The 2969-nt window shown below is 68.1% G+C and carries 3 protein-coding genes; 2 read left to right on the forward strand and 1 reads right to left on the reverse strand.

Annotated elements, in window-relative coordinates; all coding sequences use genetic code 11:
• Positions 1 to 248: 248 nt before the first annotated feature.
• Complete coding sequence (locus MJ785_RS14535) at positions 249 to 791, forward strand: hypothetical protein (protein WP_239311199.1); 543 nt, start codon at positions 249 to 251, stop codon at positions 789 to 791.
• A gap of 233 nt (positions 792 to 1024) precedes the next feature.
• Here MJ785_RS14535 and MJ785_RS14540 read toward each other — a convergent pair whose 3' ends face one another.
• On the reverse strand, positions 1025 to 2011 hold the full coding sequence (locus MJ785_RS14540; RefSeq protein ID WP_239311200.1) for an aldo/keto reductase: 987 nt from the start codon (positions 2009 to 2011) through the stop codon (positions 1025 to 1027).
• Between the two features lie 299 nt (positions 2012 to 2310).
• Here MJ785_RS14540 and MJ785_RS14545 point away from each other — a divergent pair.
• On the forward strand, positions 2311 to 2969 hold a 659-nt coding region (locus MJ785_RS14545; protein WP_239381335.1), incomplete at its 3' end, for a TerD family protein.

Here is a 2969-nt window from a genome sequence, read left to right on the forward strand (position 1 = left end):
CCGGCAATAGGGGACGCGGCGTCGCGGGGCTGGGGCACGCACCTCGCCGCATCGCTCCCCGTCCATCGCTGCGCGATGCACGGGTACCCCGGCTCGTCAGTCGCCACCCAACACCTCCGGTGGCTCCCTCCGCCGCCTCGCGATGCGCGCACCCCAGCCCCGCTCCTTGGTCCACTCCCCTATTGCCGGGTGCTCTTATCTGGGGCCTGTCGGACACCTCGTGCGTCGACCGGATATGCTTACCTATCGTGACCTGCATCGTCGGTCTTGAGCATGACGGCAGGGTGATCATCGGTGGTGACAGTGCCGGGGTGGCCGGCTACTCGATCACGATTCGCGCTGACACCAAGGTGTTCCACAACAGTGAGTTCATCATGGGCTTCACCTCCTCGTTCCGGATGGGCCAGCTGCTGCGGTACAGCCTGGTTCCGCCCCTGCCGCGCACCTGGGACATCGACCGGTTCATGGCCACCGACTTCATCTCCGCGGTGCGTGACTGCCTGCGTGAGGGTGGCTATTCCCGCAATGAGTCAGGCTCGGAGGAGGGCGGGGTGTTCCTGGTCGGTATCCGCGGACGTCTGTACCGCATCGACTCCGACTTCCAGATCGGGCGCAGCATCGACCTCTACGACGCGGTTGGCTGCGGCGAGGAGTTCGCGCTCGGCTCCTTGTTCAGCAGTGCGCATCTCGACCCGGAGGAACGGGTGGGGCTCGCGCTGGAGGCGGCCGCGCATCACTCCTCGGCGGTCTGCCCGCCCTTCCACCTGATGTCCAGCCCGAATCCCGGCTGATCCCGGCTGATCCCGTATTTTCCGCGATCGCGGGGGTTGCGCGCGACCATCCACGAGGCGCTGTGGCGAGACGGTCCAGATCCTGGGCGAACCACCCCTCGGCGCGGGGCGGGCGCATCCAGCCGGGCAGGGAGGTCGTGCCCCAGCCGTAGCGAGTCGGCGGGCACCCAGCCATGAGGCCAGCCATGAGGGCTGGGCCGCCCGGGGGTGAGATCCCCCAGGCGGCCCGGCGGTCAGGATCGGCGCAGGCCGCCACGCAGAAGCGCGATAACGGCTGATCGTGCTCCGCGGGCCGGTTCGAAGGCGTCGGCGGCGGTCGTCAGCGCATGGGCCTCCTCTTCGGTCAACGTTATGTCGGCGGCGGCCACATTGCTCTCCAGCTGCGCGAGGCTGGAGGCACCGGGAATCGCCACCACATTCGGGTGCCGGATCACCCACGCCAGCGCGACCTGTGCCGGGCTCGCGTCGTGGGCCGCGGCAACATCGCGCAGGACGTTGAGGACGGGCCGGGCAGCGTCGAGGTTCTCCGGGAGGAACAGGGGATTCATCGCGCGTACCCGCGACGGCGGGGGGTGTTCGCGGGTGTAACGGCCGGACAGCAGGCCCTGGGCGAGAGGGCTGTACGCGATGATCAGCCGGTCGTTCTTCACCGCGTAGGGCAGCAGATCGCGTTCGGCCTGGGGCCGCAGGAGGCTGAACCGCACCTGGTTGGAAAGCACGGGGGCGCCGAGCGCCTCCTCAGCTGCCTGCCACCGCTGCAGCGAGTAGTTGCTGACACCGATCGCGTCGACGAGGCCGACCCGTTGCAGGGCGGCCATGCCCCGCATGGTGCTGCTGTCCGAAACAAGCGGGTTGGGCTGGTGCACCTGATAGAGGTCGATCTGACGGATGCCAAGCCGGTTGGCGCTGGCCACCGCCCGCTGTTCGACCACCGGAGCCACCGGCAGCACCGGGAACAGCTTGGTGGCGACGATGGCCGTCCCGTCGGCGCCGGCCTCCCGCAGAGCGCCGCCCAGGATCCGTTCGCCGCGCCCGAACGCGTAGACCTCGGCCGTGTCGAAGAACGTCACACCAAGCTCACGTGCCCGCCGGACGATCGCCGGCGCCTCGCTGGCCGCGTAGGCGGCGCCGTAACCCCACTCCTGGGAGCCGAACTGCCAGGTACCAAGCCCGATCACGGAGATTTTCTTCTTTGTGGTTACTCCATCGACATACCGCATCACTCCAGTGAACGCTACGCGGAGCCGGCGCGCGACTTGGCCATGCCGGACGCATCCGCGACCGGTTCTGGTTTGATACCGGCATCTTCGACCGGCGCCAGTCGTTCTCGACCGGCACTGGTCATTGAGAAAGATCTACGCCGGCCGGTGGATCGTCCGATGGCGGGCGGGCGGGCGCGTGGAGCTGTGATCGCGTTGTGGCCGGCCTGTTAGGTTGCGGACAGTCTGGTTTTCGAATGGGTGCGACACGGGCAGACCGGACACGGGACAGGCCGGCACGCAGGGCGAAGGGGAGCACAGTGGTCCAGCAGTTCAGCCGGGGACAGAAGAGCCAGCTGTCCGCGATCACTCCTGGCACTGACCTCTACATCGGAATCGCGCTCGTCGCTCCCGGCCTGAGCTGGGACGTGTCCTGTTTTGGGCTGGACGCGAACGGCCGGCTGTCCGATGACCGGTACTTCATCTTCTTCAACCAGCCGAAGTCGCCGGAAGGGTCGATCCAGCTCCTGGGTGAGCAGGCCGGGGACACGCAGTCCTTTCGGGCGACGCTGAAGGACGTACCCGCGGGTATCGACAAGCTGTCGTTCTGCGCGGCGATTGACGGTGCCGGGGCCGCGTCGCAGATCTCCGCTGGTTACTTCCGGATCGTCGTCGGTGGCAGTGAGGTCATGCGCTACGCGTTCACCGGAGCGGACTTCAGCAGCGAACGCGCTGTTATGATCTGCGATCTTTACCGTAAGGGGGTCTGGCGGGTCTCGGCCGTGGGGCAGGGTTTCGACGGTGGGCTTGCCGAGCTGATCCGTTCCTTCGGCGGGGAGGTGGAGGAGCCGGCAGCCCCGCCGCCAGCCGCACCCGTCGGGTTCGGCCCGCCGGCTGGTGCCACGCACACCTACGCGCCACCAGCGCCTGGTCTGGATTACGCCAAACCACCTGCGGCCCCGGCGTCCGCGCCGCTACC

The sequence above is a fragment of the Protofrankia sp. CiT1 genome, from assembly GCF_917627335.1.
GTDB lineage: Bacteria > Actinomycetota > Actinomycetes > Frankiales > Frankiaceae > Protofrankia.